Source organism: Actinomyces israelii DSM 43320 (assembly GCF_000711965.1).
Taxonomy (GTDB): domain Bacteria; phylum Actinomycetota; class Actinomycetes; order Actinomycetales; family Actinomycetaceae; genus Actinomyces; species Actinomyces israelii.
In genome coordinates, this window is record NZ_JONS01000095.1 from 1 (window position 1) to 1,703 (window position 1,703).

At 74.6% G+C, this 1,703-nt stretch carries 1 protein-coding gene; it reads left to right on the forward strand.

Features of this window, described 5'->3' with window-relative positions; translation table 11 throughout:
• Positions 1-1,253, forward strand: a 1,253-nt coding sequence (locus tag O145_RS19445; RefSeq protein WP_043564503.1) for a DUF3320 domain-containing protein, incomplete at its 5' end; no start/stop codon positions are given.
• Positions 1,254-1,703 lie beyond the last annotated feature (450 nt).

Consider the following 1,703-nt stretch of genomic DNA (forward strand, 5'->3'; position numbering starts at 1 on the left):
GGCTGCGCGAGGCGGGCCTGGCGGTGAGCGTCGGGGTGGGCCACTCGTCCTTCGAGATCGACCTCGTGCTCGCCGCCCCGGGGGCCGGCCAGCCGGGGCAGGCCGGGAAGCCGGATCGGCCCAGGGTCGCCGTCCTTCTGGACGGGCCGGGCTGGGACCGGCGCGGGAGCGTCATGGACCGCGACCTGCTGCCGGTCGACGTCCTGAAGAGCATGGAGTGGGAGCGTATCGAGCGCGTCTGGACGCCCGAGTGGGTCGCCGACCCCGATGCCGTCGTCGCCCGGCTCGTCGAGGCCGCCGGCGGGACCCTCTCGGCGCGGAAGGACCAGCCGCAGGCCCCCGGGGCTGATGGGGACGAGCAGGCGCCGTCGGACTCGGACGCCGTGGCCGACGTCGGTGCCGCGGCTGCTCCGGCGCCCGCCCGTGAGGGGCTCACCGCAGCCCCCAGGGGCGGGCTCGCGGCGGCCTCTGCGGCGCCCGGGGACGGGCCCGCCGCGGCACCCGGTGCGCCTGCGGCACCCGATGCGCCGGATGGCACGGCGGTACTCGCCGCGCCGAGCGCGGCTGTGCCCTCGGCATCCACGGCGCCCGGTGCGCTCGCGGCCCCGAGCGCTTCGAGCGCGCCCACTGCGCCTGCCGAGCCCGCTGCGCCCACCAGTCCGGCCGGCCCATCGACGCCGGACACCGCCGCCCCCGACAGCTCGGCGGCACCGGCCGCCCCGACCGACTACCGCGAGTGGCGGCCCGAGGGGACGCACCCGCGCGACGTGCTCGACCGCGCGGAGAAGGACCCCGAGGCCAAGGCCCAGGTGATCGAGGTGGCCCGGGCCATCTGCGACGTCGAGTCCCCGCTGACCCGGCACCGGCTCGTTGTCAAGGTCTGCCGCACGTTCGGGCTGTCGCGAACAGCCAAGTCCCGGGAGGAGCGGGTGCGCCGCGTCCTGGGGGAGACGTTCGCCTACATCGATGCGGACGACTTCGTGTGGCGGACCTACGACGCCTCGCTGCTCCCGGTGTCCTACCGCCGTGGCGCCCTGGACCATGTGGACGCCATCGAGGAGATCCACCCGCGCGAGCTGGTCGCGCTCATGGCCGACGTCCGGGCGCGGGCTCACGAATGGGACTCCGCCGATGAGCTGTACCAGCGGGCCCTGCGGCGGCTCAGCGCCAAGAGGCGCAGGCTGGGCGCGCGCGGCATCCTGCCCGCCCTGGAGACCGCCCTCAAGGAGGCCGAACAGGAGGGTGCCGAGTAAGAGGGCGTCGAGTGAGAGGGAACGCCCAGCGCGCTAGCGGGCCGGAGACGTCTCCGCCCCGCTGAGTCGTCGAGATCGGTTCGGTTTCGGCTCGAGATCGGTTCGCGGGAGTGGGTGGGCTGGGCGCGGGTGCGCGGGTCGTCGTCCGGTCCGGTGGGCTCTTCGGGCTGGCTGCGGCGCGGAGGCGGCCCGGTCTCGGCGAAGGGGGTGCGGGGCCGGCTGCGGGTCGCCGTCGGTGTTGACGGCCCGCTCCGCCAGGACTCAGTCGTCTAGTGGTGCTGTGCGGTGGAAAAAAGGTGGCTCCCACGCACTTTTAAGGCGCTCAGCGGTCTTGGGTGCGGCGGGGATCGGCGTGATTCTGCGGTTCTGCGGCGAGGGCAGGGCGGGGGTCGGCGCTAAAAGTGCGTGGGAGCCACCTTTTCCGGTCAAGTTTTCCGGTCAAGGCCGACA